We start from the raw sequence: 19,402 nt of genomic DNA on the forward strand, positions 1-19,402 counted from the left end.
ACCGCCGGATCAGGATCGCATTGCCATAATGTCCATCATGGGAAAAGCCCCCCGGATCATGCTTCCATCAGGGATTGCCGCCGTCGCCCTGATCGCGGCCTACAGCTTTGCGGACGCGCAGGTGGCGATACCCGGCTGGGCGCAGGCCGGTGGCGCAGCGGCCCCCGCCAGCCAACCGGCCCTGACGGTGCAGCCGATACCTGGCCAGACCGGTGCCGCGACGGTGCAGGACTGGCGCAGCGCGACGACGCAACTGGTCCAGCCCGTCTCCCCCGCCGACCAGAGCATCGACGCCACCATCGCCGAATGGCGTCGCCTGCAACAGAACGACGTGCTGGGCTTTTCCGCCTATGCTGGCTTCCTGCTCACCAATCCCGGCTGGCCGAGCGAGGACCGGATGCGGCGGCTGGCGGAAGCGCAGGCGGACCCGTCGGGCTATAACAGCACGCAGACCATAGCCTTCTTCTCCCGCTTTCCGCCGACCACCGCGACGGGCGAGGCGCGCTATGCCTTTGCGCTGGCCTCCGCGAACCGGGCGAATGAGGCACGCGACGCCGCGCGGCGGGCGTGGGTCGGCGGCACGCTGAATGTGGTGGACGAACAACGGCTGATGTCGCTGTTCGCCGGGGCCTTCACGCCGGAGGATCATGCGCGCCGGGCCGACATATTGCTGTGGGTCGGCGACCGGCCGGGGGCGCAGCGCGTCTCCGCATGGCTGTCCCCTGCCCGCCGCACCGTCGTCGACGCGCGTATCGCGATGCAGAGCAAATGGCCCGACGCAGCGCAGCGGATCGCGGCGGCCGATGCCTATGGCCTCTCCGACGGCGGCTATCTCGCCGACAAGTCGAAATGGCTGCGCGACAGCAATGACTGGGGCGGCGCGCGGACGATATTGGCCGACCGCCAGACGCTCGCCACGCCGGTCGCCGCGCCGGAAAAATGGTATGAGACGCTGCTGACCGCCGCACGCGCGGCGGGTAACGATACCAACTGGACGACCGCCTATGCCATCGCGTCCAAGGTGGACGACGCCTTTCCGGCGGGCACCGACGTCAGCGACAAGGCGATCGGGGTGCGCGACGATTATACCAGCCTGACCTGGCTGGCGGGCACGGCGGCACTTAACCGGCTAGGCCGCCCCGCCGACGCCATCGGCATGTTCACCCGATACGCGGGGGGCGCACGCTCGCCGCAGACAATCTCCAAAGGCTATTATTGGGCCGGGCGCGCCGCCAGCGCCGCCGGACGCGAGCGGGAGGCGCAGGAACATTTCCGCCGTGCCTCTATCTATCCCGACCAATATTATGGGCAGTTGTCGCTGGAGCGGCTGGGGCAGCCCGTGCCCCTGCCCGCCGGAGCCAATCGCACCGCCGTGGTGAGCGACGCCGAACGGCAGGCCTTCGCCAACCGGACCGTCGTGCGCGCCGCGCGGCGGCTGGGCGCGACGGGCAACTGGCAGGACCAGAGCCGCTTTCTGCGCGCCATCGCCAATGGCGCAGCGACGGAGCAGGAGCATATCCTGATCGGGGAGCTGGCCCAGTCGCTGGCCCGGCCCGACCTGGGCGTCATGGCCGGGCGACGGGCGCTGTCCAGCGGCCTGTCAGGCCAGACCAACAGCAGCTTCCCCCGCGTGTCCGTGCCGGAGGAACATGGCGACAACTGGACGATGATCCATGCCATCGCCCGGCAGGAAAGCCAGTTCGACCGGCAGATCGTGTCCAGCGCCGGGGCGCGCGGCCTGATGCAGTTGATGCCCGGCACAGCGCGGGAAACGGCGGGCAAGCTGGGCATGGGCTATGACATCAGCTCACTCAACGAGCCAGGCTATAACATCCGCCTTGGCAGCACCTATTTCCAGCGGATGATGATCTATTATAACGGCAGCTATCCGCTGGCGGTTGCGGCCTATAATGCCGGGCCGGGCAATGTGAACAAATGGCTGCGCGCCAATGGCGACCCGCGCCAGGGCGGCGACATCGTGCAGTGGATCGAGGATATTCCCATTTTCGAGACACGAAATTATGTCCAGCGCGTTCTGGAGAATGCGGTGGTCTATGACCAGCTCAACCCCCGCACGGGCGGCCTGCGGACGGCGACGCCGCTCAGCCGCTATCTCGGCAAGAACCGGCCGGGTTGAGGCGGATTATCCCGATAACAATGACGAACAGGATGCCATGACAGAGAATAAAGCGAATCCCGCAGCCGAAGCCGAAACCGATGCGGCAACCGCCAAGGCCCCCGACCATGAGAAAGGCAACGGCATCGCTGCGGACGCACCGTCGCATGACAAGGGCAATGGCGTCACCGCCAGCGAAAAGGGCAACGGCGTGTCGTCCAAAGTCTGGATGGGCACCGCCGTCGGCGTCGGCTCCGCCGCGCTGGTCGCCGCACTAATGTACGCCAAGCGCCGCAAATAATGAGTGCGGCGGGGGCGCCCAATTATATCACGCCCGCAGGCTATTCGGCGCTGCGGGCGGAATATGACAATCTGCTGGGCGTCGAGCGTCCGGCCATTGTGGAGGTCGTCAGCTGGGCCGCCGGAAACGGCGACCGCAGCGAGAATGGCGACTATCTCTATGGCCGCAAACGGATGCGCGAGATCGACCGCCGCCTAAAATTCCTCGCCACCCGGATGAAGAGCGCCAGGGTGGTCGACCCGATGGAGCAACCGGACAAGAGCCGCGCCTTTTTCGGCGCGACCGTGACCATCGCGGACGAGGACGATAACCAGCGCACCGTCACGCTGATCGGCGATGACGAAGCGGAGGCGGACAAGGGCCGCATCGGCTGGAACAGCCCCCTTGCCCGCGCGCTGCGCGGCGCCGTGGTGGGCGACCTGCGCCGCGTCACCCTGCCCGGCGGGGTCAAGGAATGGGAAGTGGTGGAGATACTCTACCACGGCTGACCGAGGGGGTCGGCCATTCCAATCGGGTTACGCGCCCGCCTCAGCCCTTCCCCGGCGCATAGCCGAACGCATCCTGCGCCAGCTTCACGACCGCCGGGTCGATTCCCGGCGGCTTCATCGGCACATGCTTCTCTAGCGCGTGGGCGATGGCGGTCAGCGCGGCGATGCGCGCAGCCTTACGGTTGTTGCCATCGATCACCGTCCAGGGCGCGGACTTGCTGTCCGTCTTGCGGAACATGTCGTCCATCGCCTTGAGATATTCCTCGCGATGGGCGCGGTTGCGATAATCCTCCTCGCCCGTCTTCCACCGCTTCCACGGATCATCGAGCCGCCCGGCAAATTGCCTGTCCTGCGTGTCCTGTGTGATGTGGAGGAACAGCTTGATGATGGCGGTGCCGCTGTCGACCTGTTGCGCCTCGAACGCGTTGATCTCGTCATAGCCGCGCTTCCATTCCTTCTTGGACGCAAAGCCCTCCACCCGTTCCACCAGCACGCGGCCATACCAACTGCGGTCGAAGATCGCGATTTCCCGGTCGCCGGGAACGCGCGTCCAGAAGCGCCAGAGGAAATGGCGGGTCCGCTCCGCCTCCGTCGGCGCGCTGATCGGCCAGACATGATAATAGCGCGGGTCCATCCGCGCGGTCAGCCGCTTTATGACGCCGCCCTTGCCGGCCGCGTCCCAGCCCTCCAGCATCACGATGCTGCGCTTGCCATGGATGATGTGCGCGGTCTGCACCCGCTCGATGCGCTGCTGAAGCTGCTTCAGCGCCTCATCATAGTCGCCGTCGAAACCGGCGCCCTTCTCATAATCGGATAGGTCGATCGCCATGGCTACTCCTGTCATCGGTCAACGTACAGGAGAAGCCATGGCGGGCAAGAAGGTTCACGCCGTCTTCTGCGGCTCCACCACGCGGACGTTGAGTTCGCGAAGCTGCTTGAACTCCGCCGGGCTGGGAGCACCCATCAGGAGATCCTCGGCCTTCTGGTTCATCGGGAACAGCGTGATCTCGCGCAGGTTCTGCGCGCCGCACAGCAGCATCACGATGCGATCGACGCCAGCGGCCATGCCACCATGCGGCGGCGCGCCATACTGGAACGCGCGATAGAGGCCGCCAAAGCGATCCTCCACGTCCTGCTGGCTGAGACCCACCAGTTCGAACGCTTTCACCATCAGTTCCGGCGACTGGTTGCGGATTGAGCCGGACGCGATCTCATAACCGTTGCACACCATGTCGTACTGATAGGCGTTGATGGTCAGCGGATCCTGACCGTTCAGCGCCTCCAGACCGCCCTGCGGCATGGAGAAGGGATTATGGGCGAAGTCGATGGACTTCGTATCCTCATCATATTCGTAGAAGGGGAAGTCGACGATCCAGCACAGTTCGAACCGATCCTTGTCGATCAGGTCGAGCGTCTCACCCACGCGGATGCGCGCAAGGCCGGCCAGCTTGGCGGCCTGCGATTCCTTGCCCGCTGCAAAGAACACGCCATCATTGGGACCGAGGCCGAGCGCCGCGATCAGCGCCGCCGTCTTTTCCTCGCCATGATTCTTGGCGATGGGACCGCCGGGCACGCCATCCTTGATGTTGATGTAGCCAAGGCCGGAATAGCCCTCGCCCCGCGCCCAGTTGTTCATCTCGTCGAAGAATTTGCGGCTGCCCGCGCCCGCGCCGGGGGCTGGGATGGCGCGGATGACCGAACCCGACTCTACGAGGCTGGCGAAGATGCCGAAGCCCGAACCGTGGAAATGCTCGGTCACGTCCTTGATTTCGATGGGGTTGCGCAGGTCGGGCTTGTCGCTGCCATACTTCAGCAGCGCCTCGGCATGGGGGATGCGCGGGAAGCTACCCGCGGGCGTCACCGGCTTGCCGTCGGCAAAGGCGGTGAACACATCCGCGATCACCGGCTCCATCGTGTTCCACACGTCTTCCTGCGTCACGAAGCTCATTTCGAGGTCGAGCTGGTAGAATTCGCCCGGCAGGCGGTCGGCGCGCGGATCTTCATCGCGGAAGCAGGGCGCAATCTGGAAATAGCGGTCGAAACCGGCGACCATCAGAAGCTGCTTATACTGCTGCGGCGCCTGCGGCAGGGCGTAGAATTTGCCGGGGTGGATACGGCTGGGCACCAGGAAGTCGCGTGCGCCCTCCGGCGACGAAGCCGTCAGGATCGGCGTCGAATATTCGGTGAAGCCGATACCCTCCATGCGACGGCGCATGTCGGAGATGACCTTCGTGCGCTTCACGATATTGGCGTGCAGCGTCTCGCGGCGCAGGTCGAGGAAGCGATAGCGAAGGCGGATGTCCTCCGGATATTCCTGCTCGCCCGCGACGGGCAGCGGCAGTTCTGCGGCGGTGGACAGGACGATCACGCTGTCGGCCACCACTTCGATGGTGCCGGTTTCCATCTTGGGGTTCGTCGCTTCCGGCCCGCGTGCGACCACGACACCCTCGATCGTCACCACGGATTCGGCGCGCAGCCCGTCAAGGATACGCAGCGGCTCGCTGTCCGCCTTGGCGACGACCTGCGTCAGGCCATAATGGTCGCGCAGGTCGATGAACAACACCCCGCCATGGTCGCGCTTGCGGTGAACCCAACCCGATACGCGCACCGTCTCACCGACATGGGAGGAGCGCAGTTCGCCGCAAGTGTGGCTGCGATAGGCGTGCATCGAGAGAAATCCCCAATTTGTGCGAGAAGAATGGCGTAGCAATGAAGCATGACAAGGCCGGGCAAGGTGGTTAAGGATCGCGCAATCAATCCGTCAGCCCGCCGACCGAGCATCGGCCCATAATAAGATCGCCTGCCTTATGCAAATCCATCCGCTGATTACCGATAGCGCGACCCTTGCCGCGCTGTGCGAACGCCTTGCCCAATCGCCCTATGTCATGGTCGATACGGAGTTCATGCGCGAGAATACCTTCTGGCCCGACCTGTGCCTGATTCAGATCGCGGACGACAAGGAAGCCGCCGCCATCGACCCGAAGGCGCCGGGGCTGGACATGAAACCGCTGCTCGACCTGATGGTTGACAATGAGGACGTGCTGAAGGTCTTCCACGCGGGCGGGCAGGATATCGAGATTATCTATAATCTCACCGGCAAGACGCCCCACCCCCTGTTCGACACGCAGATCGCCAGCATGGCGCTGAGCCAGGGTGAGCAGATCGGCTATGGCAATCTGGTCGAGGCGTGGCTGGGCATCACGCTGGACAAGGGCGCACGCTTCACCGATTGGGCGCGGCGGCCGCTGGACAAGCGCCAGATCGACTATGCCATTGGCGATGTGACCCATTTGTCCGCGCTGTTCCCGATGATGCTGGAGGAATTGCGCAAGACCGGGCGCGGTGGCTGGCTGGATCAGGAGATGGAACGGCTGGCCGACCCGGCCAACTATGCCGCCGACCCCGCCGAAGCGTGGAAGCGCGTCCGCCTGTCGAGCCGCAAGGCCGATGTGCTGGGCCGCCTGAAGGCGATTGCGGCTTGGCGCGAGACGGAGGCGCGGGACAAGAACCTACCCCGCGGCCGAATCGCCAAGGACGAGACGCTGGCCGACCTCGCCACCCACCCGCCGCGCGACCAGGCCGACCTTGCCAAGGTGCGCGGCCTGTCGGCGGCATGGAGAGGCAATGACATTGGCGCCCGGCTGATGCAGGCGATCGCCACGTCGGAACCGCTGGACCGTGACGACATGCCGGAGCGCGAACCCTATCGCCCCGGCCCCGGCAAGGACGGCGCGCTGGTCGCCGACCTGCTGAAGCTGCTGCTCAAGATCCGCTCGCGCGAGATCAATGTCGCGGCGCGCTTGCTGGCGCGGTCGGATGAGCTCGAACTGTTGGCGGCTGGCGTGCGGGAACGACTCGCCGTGCTGGAGGGCTGGCGCTACGAACAGTTCGGCCATGATGCCCTCGATCTGGTCGAGGGGCGCATGGCCTTTGCAGTGGTGAACGGCAAGTTGCAGATGACGCGGACGGCGCGAGAGTAGGATCGTCGGCCTGCGGCTATACCACCTGCGTCACACGCCGAGCAGGCGGGTCCGTAGGAAATGGCTGACCCCGCCGATCCGTTTGTGATTGGCCCGCAGGGCGCGCAGCATTTCACCGGGCAGGCCGATAATCTGCCGCAGGGCAAAGCCGGCGCTCAGCGGATGGATGCCGGGCTGATACCCCAATACCTGCATTTCATGGCGTGTCAGCCATTCGATATAGGCCGCCTCATCGGGTGACAGGCGATGGCGCCAGCGCGTGGAGACAGTTTCGTCGAAACGGCTGGTTGCACCTGCCACCTCATAGGAACTGTTCGTGACCGACGCCGCGAGCAGCATCGGTTCGAACCCCACGCCCAGCCAGTCACACATCGAGCGGAGGGTTGGCTCCGGTTGCGCCAGCAAACGTTCGAAACCCACAAGGAACAGGCGATCCGCAGGCAGCCGGTCGCACAATCGCAACGCCGAGCGTGCCGCCGAACGCCACATCAGGGTGGCGATGGTCAGGCTGTACGAGCGCCGGACACGCTGCTCCTCCGTCTCGATCTCCGCCAGTCTCGCCGCGCTGAGCAGGCTTCGGTCGAACCAGTTGTTCCGCCAGTCCCGATAGGATGCGACCGCACCGCGCGGATCGCGCAGGCAGATCACGATCTTCGCGTCCGGGAACGCCTTCAGTATCTCGGCTGTGCGGAACAGGTGGCGGGGCGTTTTCTCGCCCCAGAGGCTCTTTCCGTTGCGCTGCGCCTGTATGCGGCAATTGGCGGCAAAGGCGTCATCGGCCCTGACGCCGATGCTTTGCCAATGCTCCCGCAAGGCCGCCGCCTCCGCCGATGGGGCGCTATGGTCACGCAGGCCATAGCCATGGTGGCGCACGGAGAGAAGATAATCGATCAGCCCCTGCTCCTCTGCGGGTTGGGGAGGGGCGTCCGGCGCGATCAGGCGTGCGCGATGGTCGTCGAACCAATGGCTCTCCGAGGCGATGTGAATGAGGCTGTGGCGATTGAGGGCCGATCGAACGAGTTCCGTCCCGCATCGAGAGGCACCCACGACAAAAATGGGGCCGGTCATCTGGTCGCCATCACCTCAGACGATCCATGCGGCGCGGACGGTCCCTGCGGGCGACAGACAAGCGAAACTCCCATACCCGTTTGTATTCGACGAAGAGAAGGCAGCCCCGGTATCGGGCGGGTGATTGCTCTGCTTCACAAGCGGCCCCGCCCAGCAAGGCCGACAGCGCCATTCCTTGACGCCCCTATTCCTTGACGACAGCCCCCGATGGAACCGGCTTCAGGTCGGACGCCGCCACGATGCGCGGCGGGACGACGCCCCGTGTCGCGATCGCATTGGCGAGCTGGTCGGCGGCGACGCAGGGCGCCTTGCAGTTCTCCCTGATCTTGGCGAGATTCGCGCGGGCGCTTTCCAGCGCGCCCTTCTCGATCATCGCCAGCCCCTGCGCGCGCAGGGCGGTCACGTCCTTGGGATCGAGAGACAGCGCCTCGTCATAATAGCGGATCGCCTTGCCGGGCAGCTTTTGCGCGTCGGCCACTTGCGCCAAGCCGACGAAGGCCGTGCGGTTGCGGGGGTCGAGGACCAGCGACGTTTCATAGGAGTCGGTCGCGCTGTCGAGATCGCCGGAGGTAAAGGCGGCGGTGCCGCGATCCGACCAGCTAATGGACTGGGGGTTAAGGACGATTGGCTTTTGCCCAAGGCTTGCGCTGGATGTTACAGCCAGAAGAACAGCAAGCGACAGCGCCGCGGGCGTGAACCGCATCATCACCTCCAATAGGGTTTCTTGCGAGGAAGCCTTCCCCTTATCAGGCCCTAATATCACGCTTTCCGCAGCCTTGCGAAGAAAAACCCATCGCTACCATCCTGTTTTGCCGTGAGCAACCGCCCCTGCCCCCACGGACGTCCGGCCGGTCCCGCATCCTCCGCCACCCACCCCGGATGGAGGGCGAGGAAGGCGTCGACCTGATCGCGCCCTTCCGCGTCGAGCAGCGAGCAGACGGCATAGACGATGGCCTCGCCCGGCTTCACCAGTGGAGCGGCGAGACGCAGGACATGGGACTGGAGCACCGCCATGCGCGCGATCGCGTCGGGAGTGAGGCGCCAGCGCGCCTCCGGGTTGCGCCGCCATGTCCCCATGCCGGTGCAGGGCGCATCGACCAGCACGACATCGCAGGCCTCGGTGAGAGACGCCAGCGCCTCCGCCTCGCGCCCGCCGTTGAGGAGCAATGTCTCGATGCCCGTTGCGCTCGCCCGTTCGGCGCGGGGAGCGAGACGGGACAGGCGGTCGCGGTTGACGTCGGCGGCGATCAACCGCCCCTTCCCCGCCATATCGCCGGCCAGCGCGAGCGTCTTGCCTCCTGCCCCGGCGCACAGGTCGAGGATCGTGTGGCCGGGTCGGGCCTGACAGGCGGCGGCGATGATCTGGCTGCCCGCATCCTGCACCTCGATCAGGCCCTGCTGCCATTGGGGCGTGGATTCGAGCGGCGTGCCCTCTGGCAAAGCAAGGCCGTGGGTCGTGTTGGCGAGCGGCATCGCGTCCGGCAGGGCGGCGAGGAGGGCGGCGCGATCCGTCTTGAGACTATTGGCGCGCAGGTGGAGCGGCGCGCGTTCGAGGAGGGCAGCGCGTTCCGGGCCGTCGACCAGCGCCGCCAGAGCGGGCGAGAGCCATGCAGGGATGGGATCGGTGGCGACGGCGCGACCGGCGCCACGCTCCCCCGCGCCGATGGACGGCGGGGCGTGGGGCGAGCCGTCGAAGAGGGCAGCCAGAGCGGGATCGCGTTCCGCCAGCGCGACCATCGCGACGCGGCCGCTGGCGGGCGGCGAGGCGTGGGCGCGGATGGCGGCATAGACATGATCGCGCACCGCCCGGCGATCCTTCGACCCGGCGTAGCGTCGTTCCCGGAAGTAGCGGGCGATGAGCGTATCCGCCGCCGGACCGTTACCGGTCGCGGCGGCGATGATGGCGTCGAGCAGGTCGATGGCGGCCTGGAGACGGGCGGCCGGGGTCATGACTGCATTACAACTATACCAACCAAAACGGGTGTGTGGACGCGCCCGGTCCGGCCTGTTGGATTCCAGCCTGTAGGCCCGGGGCCTGTAGGATCGCTGCCTGTTGGAGCAGAGCCTGTTGGGTTGGAGCCTGTGGGACTGGGGCCTCCAGAACTGGGGCCTGTGGCACACGTCCCTGAAGGACCGCGCCCCTTTTGACCCCACCCCGTTTGACCGGCACCGCTGGACCGGTCCTGTCGGATAGCGGCATCCTGTCGGATCGGCGGCCCACCTCAGCGCGTCGGATAGTTGGGCGCCTCGCGCGTGATGGTCACGTCATGCACATGGCTTTCGGACAGGCCCGCGTTGGTGATCTGAATGAAGCGCGCCCGCTCCCGCAGATCCTTCAGCGTCGCGCTGCCGGTATAGCCCATCGCCGCCTTCACGCCGCCGACCAACTGGTGGATCACGTCGCGCGCAGGCCCCTTGAACGGCACCTGACCCTCGATCCCCTCCGGCACCAGCTTCATCTGATCCTTGATGTCGGCCTGGAAATAGCGGTCGGCGGAGCCGCGCGCCATCGCGCCCACCGAACCCATGCCGCGATAGCTCTTGTAGGCGCGGCCCTGATACAGGAACGTCTCGCCCGGAGCCTCCGCCGTGCCGGCCAGCAGCGAACCGATCATGACGGTGGAGGCGCCCGCCGCCAGCGCCTTGGCCAGATCGCCCGACGTGCGCAGGCCGCCGTCCGCGATCACGGGCACGCCGGACTTGGCCGCTTCCTCCGCCGCGTCCAGCACCGCCGTCAACTGCGGCACGCCAACGCCCGCGACGACGCGGGTGGTGCAGATGGAGCCGGGGCCGATGCCGACCTTCACCCCGTCCGCGCCCGCGTCGATCAGGGCGCGGGTCGCCTCCGCCGTCGCGACATTGCCCGCGATCACCTGAACCGTGTTGGACAGGCGCTTCACCCGCTCCACGGTGCGCGCGACGTCGCGGTTATGGCCATGGGCGGTGTCGATGACGATCAGGTCACATTCCGCGTCGATCAGCGCCTCGGTCCGCTCGATCCCCTTGTCGCCCACCGTGGTCGCGGCGGCGACGCGCAGGCGACCCGATGCATCCTTCGTCGCCTGCGGATAGGTGACGGCCTTCTCAATGTCCTTGACCGTGATGAGGCCGACGCAATGATAGCTGTCGTCCACCACCAACAGCTTTTCGATGCGGCGCGCGTGCAACAGGCGGCGCGCCTCCCCGGTCGAGACGCCCGTGTTGACCGTCGCCAGATTCTCGTGCGTCATTAGTTCGCGCACCGGCTGGAGCGGGTTTTCCGCAAAGCGCACGTCGCGGTTGGTCAGGATGCCGACGAGGCGGCCCGACGCCTCCACCACGGGGATGCCGCTGATCTTGTGATGCGCCATCAGCGCCTGCGCCTCCGCCAGCGGGGCCTCCGGCGCGATGGTGATGGGGTTGACGACCATGCCGCTCTCATACCGCTTGACCGCGCGGACGGCGGCGGCCTGCTCCTCCACCGACAGGTTGCGGTGGAGCACGCCGATGCCGCCCAACTGCGCCATGACGATGGCCATGTCCGCCTCCGTCACCGTGTCCATGGCGGAGGAAATGATGGGGATATTGAGCGCGATGTCGCGGCTGACACGGGTGGCCGTGTCCGCCTGGCTCGGCAGCACGTCGGATTCGCCCGGCTGAAGCAGCACGTCGTCGAATGTCAGGCCGAGCCGAATGTCCATGGAATATGCCACCTTGCCGATGCGTTAAGGGAATCGTGGCGGCCCATGTAACCATTTCGGGCGGATTGGGCTAGGGCCTGCGGAGATTCAAATTTGGGGGTGTGGGGAAAGGCATGTTGCCCTCCCCCCCTCAACCCGCCACGATCATCATCGCGTCCACGGTGAAGCTGCCGTCCGGCTCCAGCCCGAAATGGTCCGCCACATCTGCGGAGGCCACGCCTTGCAACGACCGGATCGCCGCCGTTCGCACATCCGGGGTCGCCATGCGCGCGATCCAGGTGGGAAAGTCCATGCGCAGCCGGTGGGTCGCGACCTCCCGCACCGCAAAGCCCGCGCGGGCCAGTGCGGCCAGCCATTCGTCCAGCCGATAGTCGCGGACATGGGAGGGATCGCGCAGCAGCTCGACCGCTTGCAGATGGGTGTCCGCCATGGCGTTGCCCGCAGGCGCGACGATGTCCGCGAACAGGGCGAGGCCGCCGGGGGCCAGCACGCGGCGCGCCTGCCGCAGGCCCGCCTCCCAGTCGCGCCAGTGATGGGCGGAGAAGCGGCTGGCGACGCAATCGAACTGGCCGGTGGCGAAGGGCAGATCCTCCGCCGCGGCCACCGCGCCGGTGATGGTGGCGATGCCCCGGTCGCGGGCGGTCGACTCTATGGCGGCGACCATGTCCGGCGACAGATCGCAGGCCGTCACCCGCCCGGCATGAGCGGCCATGCGATAGGCGACATGGCCCCCGCCCGCGCCCAGATCCAGCGCATGGGCGGGCCGCACTGCGGCGACGCGCGCCTCCACCCCGTCGAGGTCGATGCCGGCGGCGTGGACGCTGCTGCTGACATAGGCCTGTGCCTGCGGGCCGAACTGGTGCTGGACGACGGCATCATGGCCGGGGTTGGGTGGGGAATTGGTGCGGGTCATGGTCTTTCTCCTCACCCCCGATTTCGGCCGATCATTAGCCTGTTACAAGAGAGATAAATATCCTAGTATAATTGCCATCATGCAGAGCGACGACCAGAGACGATTATTGGGCGCCTTCGTGCGGGCGCGGCGGGAGGCGTTGCAGCCGGAGGAGCGCGGGCGACGGCGGCGCACGCCGGGGCTGCGCCGGGAGGAGCTGGCCGCGCGGGCGGGCATCGGCGTGACATGGTGCGCCTGGATCGAGCAGGGGCGCGAGGTGAGCGTGTCCGCGCACAGCCTGTCGCGGCTGGCGGAGGCGCTGCACCTGACGCGGGCGGAGCGGGCCTATCTGTTCGAACTGGCGGGGCGGCATGACCCGGACATGGCGGCGGGCCTGTTCGACCGGGCGGAGGGGGATGCGCCCGCGTCGATCACCGCGCTGGTCGCCGCCCTGCCCTGCCCGGCCTATGGGCTGGACCCGGCATGGACCATCTGCGGATGGAACGGGGCGGCGCGGCGGCTGTTCGTCGGGCTGGAGGGGGCGGGTCACGCCAATCTGCTGCGCTATGTCTTCACCCATCCGGCGGCGCGGTCGCTGATCCCCGACTGGGAGGAACGGGCGGCGCGGCTGCTGGCGGAGTTTCGCGCGGACTATGGCCGCAACCTGGCCGATCCGCGCGCACGGGCGGTGGTGGACTGGCTGGCGGCGGACAGCGCCTTCTTTCGCGATGCGTGGGAGCGGCAGGCGGTGGCGGGGCGCGAGGGGGGCGTCAGGCTATTCCACCACCCGCTCGACGGGGCGATGCGGTTCGAACAGCATACACTACACGCGGCCGAACGGCCGGATTTCAAGCTGGTGGCGTTGCAGCCGGTGTCGGAGTGATTGGGAACGCTATCGGCTGGAGGCCGCAGACCGGGCCAGTCTGCGACGAGGCGTGAAAAGACGGGCTGCGGCTTTGCCCGGACGACATCGTCATAGCTTTGCCGGTGTTCATCGGTAGCCGGGCTGTGTCATTCCATCCCCCCTTGACGCAGACCCGGCTTTCCCTCCTCCACGAAACCTTGCCCTGAACCCCGCCCGGCCCTAAGCGCAGGGGCCGCCGTCCTTCAGGGAGCCTTTCGTTGATCCGCGACATTACCGGCTTTTCCAATCCGCTGGTCAAGCGGCTGCGCTCACTGCGCGAGAAGAAGCATCGCAAGCGCGAGGGCCTGTTCCTGGCGGAGGGGCTGCGCATCCTGACCGAAGCGCGCGACAGCGGCGCCCTGCCCGAGATCCTCGTCCTGTCGGACGATGCCCGGCCGCACCCGCTGGCCGAGGAGCTGATCGAGCAGACGCTGGCCGCGGGCGGCGACGTGATCCGCACCAGCGCGGAGATCCTCTCCAAGATCACGGCCAAGGACAATGCACAGGCGCTGGTCGGCGTCTATCCCGACCGGCCGACCCCGCTGGCCGCGATCGACCGGAGCGCCGCCCCCCTCTGGTTCGTGGCGCAGGCGATGCGCGATCCCGGCAACCTCGGCACGCTGATGCGGATCGGCGATGCGGTCGGCGCGGGCGGCGTGATATTGGTGGACGATTGCGTGGACCCCTTTTCCGTCGAGACGGTGCGGGCCAGCATGGGCGCGATCTTTACGCAGGCCATCGTGCCCACCGAATGGAATGAGTTCCTCGGCTGGCTGCGGACAGGCGAAGGGCAGCTTGTCGGCACCAGCCTGAACACCACCCATGACTATCAGGGGCCGCGCTATGCCGCGCCGACCTTCCTGATGATCGGCAACGAGGCGCGCGGATTGCCGGAGGACTATGAGCAGGCGTGCGACCTGCTGGTGAAAATCCCGATGCTGGGCCGCGCGGACAGCCTGAACGCCTCCGTCGCGGCGGCGGTCATGGCCTATGAAGTGGTCAACCAGCGCAAGACGGCAACGACGTAAAGGGGCGCAGATGGTGGGGGTTGCAGAGGACAGGATCGAAGCCGACCGGGGCGGGACGGGCGTCATGTGGCGGCAGCGGCGGGTGCTGCTGGCCAGCCTGATCGGCACGGCGGTCGAGTTCTACGACTTCTATATCTATGCCACGGCGGCGTCGCTGGTGTTCGGCATGCTGTTCTTTCCCGCCGATTCGGATTCGGCGCGGACGATGCTGTCCTTTGCCAGCTTCGCCCTCGCCTTCATCGCACGACCGCTGGGGGCCAGCATATTCGGCCATTTCGGGGACCGGGTGGGACGCAAGTCCACGCTGGTCGCCTCCCTGATGCTGATGGGCGGATCGACGGTCGCCATCGGCTTCCTGCCCACCTATCAGATGGCGGGCCTGATCGCGCCGATCCTGCTGTGCCTGTTCCGGCTGGGGCAGGGTTTCGGCCTGGGCGGCGAATGGGGCGGTGCGGCGCTGCTGGCGGTGGAGAATGCGCCGCCGGGATGGCGGGCCCGCTTTGGCATGATGCCGCAACTGGGCGCACCGGTGGGCTTCATCGCCGCCAACGGCCTGTTCCTGATTCTGGGCGCAACATTGAGCGAGGCGGATTTCCTGAGCTGGGGCTGGCGCCTGCCCTTCATCGCCAGTTCGGTGCTGGTGCTGCTGGGTCTGTGGGTGCGGCTGAAGCTGACCGAGACGGCGGAGTTCGCCGCCGCGCTGGAGGAAGGACCACCGCCGGGCGTGCCCATCGTGGAACTGTTCCGCCATCATGGCGCGGCGACGCTGACCGCGACCATGGCGGTCGTGACCTGCTTCGCATTGTTCTACATCACCACCGCCTTCACCCTGACCCATGCGACGCAGGTGCTGCACCTGCCACGTGAGAGCCTGCTGGGCGTGCAGTTGATCGCGATCCTGTTCCTGGCGCTGGGCATCGTCCATGCCGGATGGTGGGCGGACCGGACCAGCCCGCGCACCGTCCTGATCGCCGGTTGCATCGGCACGGTGCCGCTGGGGATCGCATTCGGCCCCGCACTGGCGACGGGATCGCTGATCGCCATCCTGATCGCGCTGAGCGTCGCGCTCTACCTGATGGGGCTGGCCTATGGGCCGCTGGGCGCGTGGCTGACCGACCGCTTCCCGACGCGGGTGCGCTACACCGGCGCGTCCATGGCGTTCAACGTCGGCGGCATCATCGGCGGCGGCGCGGCCCCCATTGTGGCGCAGGGGCTGGCGACGACCTATGGCACCGCATCGGTCGGGCTGTTCCTGACGGTGACGGCGCTGTTCAGCCTGATCGGCTTGTGGTTGTCGCCCAAGGGGTAATCAGGGGTATCCCCCTCCTCCCGAACCCGGTCGGTATCGCTTTTTCCTGACGAGAACGCCTCAAAAAGCGGAGCCCCGTATCCAAGTCCGGGATGATGACCGGAGGGAGACGCCTCCCCCATCGCGCACAAAGAAAAAGCCCGGCGACATGGTCACCGGGCCTAGTTGGCTCCTGGGGGAGGAAATCTGTGCGGTCAGGCGGCGATCTGTTCCAGGTCGTCCGTGCCGTCGGTCAGACGCGAGAGCGACAGGACCATGACCATGCGGTCGTCCACCGACGCGAGACCTTCGAGGAAGATGGCCGCTTCATCGTCACCGACGTTCGGCGGCGGCTGGAGCGCGCCGTCGGTCAGGGTGACGATGTCGTTGACGGCGTCCACGATCAGGCCCTGCAACTGGTTACCGAGCTGGACGACGATGATGACGTGGCGGGCGGTCGGATCGGTGACGCCCCAGCCCAGACGGGCGGACAGATCGAACACCGGCAGCACCGAACCGCGCAGGTTGACGACGCCGTGCACATATTCGGGCACATGCGGCAGGCGCGTGGTCGGCGACCATGCGCGAATCTCGCGGATCGCCATGATGTCCACGCCGAGATATTGCTCGCCGATGCGGAAAGTGATGATCTGGCGGCTCATGCTGCGCTCCCCATTGAATTCCATGGGCAGACGGTAGCGAAAGAGAGTTAACGGGCGGTAAACGCGGCGGCGAAAGACGGGCGGGCCATGTGTGGCCGCTGCGCTGTTCGCCGGTCCGCTATCCCGCGCCCTTCAGGCGGGCGAGCGGTTTGCCCCCCTGCCCCATGCGTCATCCCGGACCCGATCCGGGATGACGGCAGAGTAGAAACGTCAGGGCGCGGCGATCAGGCCAGCGCGCCGTGGCAATGCTTGTACTTCTCGCCCGACCCGCAGGGGCACGGCGCGTTGCGGCTGATGTCGAGGCCGCGATAATCCTCGCCATCGTCGCCCGCCGCCGACAGCGGCACATAGCGGGGGATGGTGGTGGTGATGAAACCCTGCGACGCCGCATCCCGGTCCCCGCTGTCATCCTCACCCGTGAAGGGGTCGATGTGGGTGGTGATGAAGTCGGGCAGCACCGGCAGTTCGGGATAGGCCGGCTCGTCCGCGGTGCGGAACTGGGCATGGGCCACGGTGCGGGTCACATCCTCGCGGATATTGTTCAGCATCCGCTCGAACAGGGCAAAGGCTTCCTGCTTATATTCGTTGATCGGCGTCTTTTGCGCATAGGCGCGCAGATGGACGACCTGCCGCAGCGCGTCGAGCGTGGACAGATGCTCCTTCCAGTGGTGGTCGAGGTTCTGGAGGAGGATATTCTTCTCCACCTGATGCCAGGCCTCGTCACCGATGGGGGCGACCTTCGCCGCTACGGCCTCGTCCGCCAGACGGGTGAGGCGCTCCTCCAATATCTCCGGCTCGACCGCATCTTCCTGCAACCAGCCGTCGATGTCGGCGTCGAGGTTGAGCGTGCCCGCGACGGCGGCCTTCAGCCCCTCCACGTCCCACTGCTCCGGGTAGGTGCCCGGAGGGCAGGCGGTGCCGACGATGTTGTTCACCGTCTCGTGGCGCATGTCCACGACCACATCGTCCACCGTGTCGGCGTCCATGATGTCGCTGCGCTGCTCATAGATGACCTTGCGCTGGTCGTTCATGACGTCGTCATATTCGACGACCTGCTTTCGCACGTCATAGTTGCGCGCCTCGACCTTCTTCTGCGCGGTCTCGATCGCCTTGGACATCCATTTGGACGGGGGCAGCGCCTCGCCATCCTCCAGGCTGGACCGCATCATCTTGGCAAAGAGGGTGTCTGGGCCGAAGATACGCAGCAGATCGTCGTCGAGGCTGAGGTAGAAGCGGCTGAGACCCGGATCGCCCTGGCGGCCCGCACGGCCGCGAAGCTGATTGTCGATGCGGCGGCTCTCATGCCGTTCCGTGCCCAGCACGAACAGGCCGCCCGCGTCGAGCACGGCCTGACGCTCGACCTCGATCTCCGCCTTGATGCGGGCGATGGCGGCGTCGCGCTCCGGCCCCTCGGCCAGATCGACCAGTTCGCCCTCGACGCGAAATTCCAGATTGCCGCCGAGCTGAATGTCGGTGCCGCGACCCGCCATGTTGGTGGCGATGGTGACGGTGCGCGCCCTGCCCGCCTGCGCGACGATGGTCGCCTCCATCTCATGGAAGCGGGCGTTGAGGACGCTATGCTCCACGCCCTCCAGCTTGAGGAATTCGGAGAGGAGTTCGGACTTTTCGATGGAGACGGTGCCGACCAGCACCGGCTGGCCGAGCGCCTGATGCTCGCGGATCGTCTTGGCGATGCCGCGGAACTTGTCCTCCGTGCTCTTGTAGAACAGATCCTCGTCGTCGATGCGCTGCACGTCCCGGTTGGTCGGGATGGTGACGCAGTTCATCTTGTAGATTTCGTAGAATTCCGCCGCCTCGGTCGAGGCCGTGCCGGTCATGCCGCCCAGTTTCGGGTACATGCGGAAATAATTCTGGAAGGTGATCGAGGCGAGCGTCTGGTTCTCCGGCTCGATCTGGCAGCCTTCCTTGGCCTCCACCGCCTGATGCAGGCCATCCGACCAGCGCCGGCCGTCCATCATGCGGCCGGTGAACTCGTCGATGATGATGACCTTGTCGTCCTTGACGATATAGTCGATGTCGCGGCGGAACATACAGACAGCGCGCAGCGCCTGGTTCACATGATGGACGACCTGCGTATTCTCGAAATCATACAGGTTGGTGCCGTCGAGCAGGCCCGCCGTTTCCAGCAGCCGCTCCACCTTCTCCGTACCATCCTCGGTGAGGATGATGTTCTTCTGCTTCTCGTCCTTCTCATAATCCGCGTCGACGAGCTGCTTCACGATGGCGTCGACCTGAATATACAGGTCGGTCTTGTCGTCGGTCGGGCCGGAGATGATGAGCGGGGTCCGCGCCTCGTCGATCAGGATCGAGTCCACCTCGTCCACGATGGCGAAGTTGAAGGGGCGCTGCACCATCTGGGCGCGCTCATATTTCATATTGTCGCGCAGGTAATCGAAGCCCAGCTCATTGTTGGTGCAATAGCTGATGTCCGCCTCATAGGCGGCGCGCCGTTCCTGCTCGTTCAGGTTGGGCACGATGACGCCGGTGGTGAGGCCGAGGAAGCGATAGACCTGGCCCATCCAGTCGCAGTCGCGGCGGGCCAGATAGTCGTTCACGGTGACGACATGGACGCCCTTGCCCTCCAGCGCGTTGAGGTAGGTGGCGAGCGTGGCGACGAGCGTCTTGCCCTCGCCCGTCCGCATCTCCGCAATCTCGCCGCGATGGAGCACGATGCCGCCGATCAGCTGCACGTCATAATGGCGCTGGCCCAGCGTCCGCTTGGCGGCCTCCCGCACGGTGGCGAAGGCTTCGGGCAGCAGGTCGTCCAGCGTCTCGCCCGCGCCCAGCCGTTCGCGGAACAGCCGCGTCTGGTCGATCAGCGTGGCGTCGTCCATCGCGGAGATGGTCGGCTCAAAGGCGTTGATGCGCTCGACGATCTTGCGGAGCGACTTGACGTAGCGGTCGTTGGACGAGCCGAAGAGCGATTTGGCTACCGAGCCGAACATGCCTGAATCCTGACTTTCCCATGAGGGTG

At 66.3% G+C, this 19,402-nt stretch carries 16 protein-coding genes; 7 read left to right on the top strand and 9 right to left on the bottom strand.

What is annotated here, in order from left to right; genetic code table 11:
• Window positions 1–58: 58 nt before the first annotated feature.
• Genes LWE61_RS17580 through greB form a run of 3 tightly spaced genes read left to right on the top strand, consistent with a single transcriptional unit; the run spans window position 59 to window position 2,905 of the window.
• Complete coding sequence (locus LWE61_RS17580; RefSeq protein ID WP_234151956.1) at window positions 59–2,137, top strand: lytic transglycosylase domain-containing protein; 2,079 nt, start codon at window positions 59–61, stop codon at window positions 2,135–2,137.
• Window positions 2,138–2,174: 37 nt separating this feature from the next.
• Window positions 2,175–2,417, top strand: a complete 243-nt coding sequence (locus tag LWE61_RS17585; RefSeq protein ID WP_234151957.1) for a hypothetical protein — start codon at window positions 2,175–2,177, stop codon at window positions 2,415–2,417.
• Window positions 2,417–2,905, top strand: a complete 489-nt coding sequence (gene greB / locus LWE61_RS17590) for a transcription elongation factor GreB (protein ID WP_234151958.1) — start codon at window positions 2,417–2,419, stop codon at window positions 2,903–2,905. Before LWE61_RS17585 ends, greB begins: the two co-directional genes overlap by 1 nt.
• 40 nt (window positions 2,906–2,945) lie before the next feature.
• On the opposite strand, the gene LWE61_RS17595 is transcribed toward greB, so the two are convergent.
• The gene (locus LWE61_RS17595; RefSeq protein WP_234151959.1) at window positions 2,946–3,734 is read right to left on the bottom strand and encodes a polyphosphate kinase 2 family protein; all 789 of its coding nucleotides are present in this window, start codon (window positions 3,732–3,734) and stop codon (window positions 2,946–2,948) included.
• Between the two features lie 54 nt (window positions 3,735–3,788).
• On the bottom strand, window positions 3,789–5,573 hold the full coding sequence (gene aspS, locus LWE61_RS17600) for an aspartate--tRNA ligase (RefSeq protein ID WP_234151960.1): 1,785 nt from the start codon (window positions 5,571–5,573) through the stop codon (window positions 3,789–3,791).
• A gap of 139 nt (window positions 5,574–5,712) precedes the next feature.
• Between aspS and rnd the strand changes: the two genes are divergently transcribed.
• Window positions 5,713–6,885, top strand: coding sequence for a ribonuclease D (rnd, locus tag LWE61_RS17605; RefSeq protein WP_234151961.1), 1,173 nt, complete (start codon window positions 5,713–5,715; stop codon window positions 6,883–6,885).
• A 30-nt stretch (window positions 6,886–6,915) separates the two neighbouring features.
• Here rnd and LWE61_RS17610 read toward each other — a convergent pair whose 3' ends face one another.
• From LWE61_RS17610 to LWE61_RS17630, 5 genes are all read right to left on the bottom strand, one after another.
• Window positions 6,916–7,953: a sulfotransferase family protein gene (locus tag LWE61_RS17610; RefSeq protein WP_234151962.1), complete on the bottom strand. Its 1,038-nt coding sequence runs from the start codon at window positions 7,951–7,953 to the stop codon at window positions 6,916–6,918.
• A gap of 184 nt (window positions 7,954–8,137) precedes the next feature.
• Window positions 8,138–8,656, bottom strand: coding sequence for a tetratricopeptide repeat protein (locus LWE61_RS17615; protein WP_234151963.1), 519 nt, complete (start codon window positions 8,654–8,656; stop codon window positions 8,138–8,140).
• Between the two features lie 56 nt (window positions 8,657–8,712).
• Window positions 8,713–9,903 carry an RsmB/NOP family class I SAM-dependent RNA methyltransferase gene (locus LWE61_RS17620; RefSeq protein WP_234151964.1) on the bottom strand — a complete coding sequence of 397 codons (1,191 nt, stop codon included), beginning with the start codon at window positions 9,901–9,903 and terminating at the stop codon, window positions 8,713–8,715.
• Between the two features lie 272 nt (window positions 9,904–10,175).
• Window positions 10,176–11,633 carry an IMP dehydrogenase gene (gene guaB, locus LWE61_RS17625; protein ID WP_234151965.1) on the bottom strand — a complete coding sequence of 486 codons (1,458 nt, stop codon included), beginning with the start codon at window positions 11,631–11,633 and terminating at the stop codon, window positions 10,176–10,178.
• Between the two features lie 130 nt (window positions 11,634–11,763).
• Entirely contained in the window at window positions 11,764–12,546 is a 783-nt protein-coding gene (locus LWE61_RS17630) for a class I SAM-dependent methyltransferase (protein WP_234151966.1), read from the bottom strand.
• 79 nt (window positions 12,547–12,625) lie between these two features.
• Between LWE61_RS17630 and LWE61_RS17635 the strand changes: the two genes are divergently transcribed.
• The 3 genes from LWE61_RS17635 to LWE61_RS17645 all read left to right on the top strand — a co-directional run bounded on the left by LWE61_RS17635 (window position 12,626) and on the right by LWE61_RS17645 (window position 15,766).
• Window positions 12,626–13,408 (top strand): helix-turn-helix transcriptional regulator, encoded by a 783-nt coding sequence (locus LWE61_RS17635; RefSeq protein ID WP_234151967.1) that lies wholly within the window; start codon window positions 12,626–12,628, stop codon window positions 13,406–13,408.
• A gap of 239 nt (window positions 13,409–13,647) precedes the next feature.
• Window positions 13,648–14,457 carry a TrmH family RNA methyltransferase gene (locus LWE61_RS17640; RefSeq protein ID WP_234151968.1) on the top strand — a complete coding sequence of 270 codons (810 nt, stop codon included), beginning with the start codon at window positions 13,648–13,650 and terminating at the stop codon, window positions 14,455–14,457.
• Between the two features lie 10 nt (window positions 14,458–14,467).
• Window positions 14,468–15,766 (top strand): MFS transporter, encoded by a 1,299-nt coding sequence (locus LWE61_RS17645; RefSeq protein ID WP_234151969.1) that lies wholly within the window; start codon window positions 14,468–14,470, stop codon window positions 15,764–15,766.
• A gap of 194 nt (window positions 15,767–15,960) precedes the next feature.
• Here LWE61_RS17645 and LWE61_RS17650 read toward each other — a convergent pair whose 3' ends face one another.
• Both LWE61_RS17650 and secA read right to left on the bottom strand, forming a co-directional pair.
• Complete coding sequence (locus LWE61_RS17650) at window positions 15,961–16,407, bottom strand: chemotaxis protein CheW (protein ID WP_234151970.1); 447 nt, start codon at window positions 16,405–16,407, stop codon at window positions 15,961–15,963.
• A 224-nt stretch (window positions 16,408–16,631) separates the two neighbouring features.
• Window positions 16,632–19,373, bottom strand: coding sequence for a preprotein translocase subunit SecA (secA, locus tag LWE61_RS17655; RefSeq protein WP_234151971.1), 2,742 nt, complete (start codon window positions 19,371–19,373; stop codon window positions 16,632–16,634).
• Window positions 19,374–19,402: the final 29 nt, after the last annotated feature.

The sequence above is a fragment of the Sphingobium sufflavum genome, from assembly GCF_021403115.1.
GTDB classification, from domain to species: domain Bacteria; phylum Pseudomonadota; class Alphaproteobacteria; order Sphingomonadales; family Sphingomonadaceae; genus Sphingobium; species Sphingobium sufflavum.